1 protein-coding gene is annotated in these 305 nt (G+C 43.6%); it reads right to left on the bottom strand.

Features of this window, described 5'->3' with window-relative positions; genetic code table 11:
• Nucleotides 1-77 precede the first annotated feature (77 nt).
• The coding region (locus EYW48_RS21680; protein WP_192076301.1) for a hypothetical protein at nt 78-305 on the bottom strand (228 nt) is incomplete at its 5' end.

Raw genomic sequence — 305 nt, 5'->3', positions numbered from 1 at the left:
ACCCGCTAAACTGACAACGCCCCAACGCTAAAACTGATTGAGGCAAACCAAGAAACTTGCCTGTTTTACGGTTTGAGTTAACCAAGAATTTGAGGGTAAAAATGCTCATTTGCCGACAATACAAAACGAATGGCCGGAGAAATCCCAAAAGATTGAACCCCTAAATTTACCTGAGTTGCATAACGCCCAATTAAGTGGTGAACAACGCACTGGCCAAGCCGCTGCATTGCACCGTAAAACACTTTACCTAACGCATAGTAAAACTGCCACGCGTTGAGAATCCACTTGAATTGCTTGTTATGTGA

Origin of the sequence: Vibrio sp. 1180_3 (genome assembly GCF_029478545.1) — a bacterium.
Lineage (GTDB): Bacteria > Pseudomonadota > Gammaproteobacteria > Enterobacterales > Vibrionaceae > Vibrio > Vibrio aestuarianus.
Note: the sequence above shows the minus strand (reverse complement) of the source record. Positions and strands in the feature narration are given on the sequence as shown.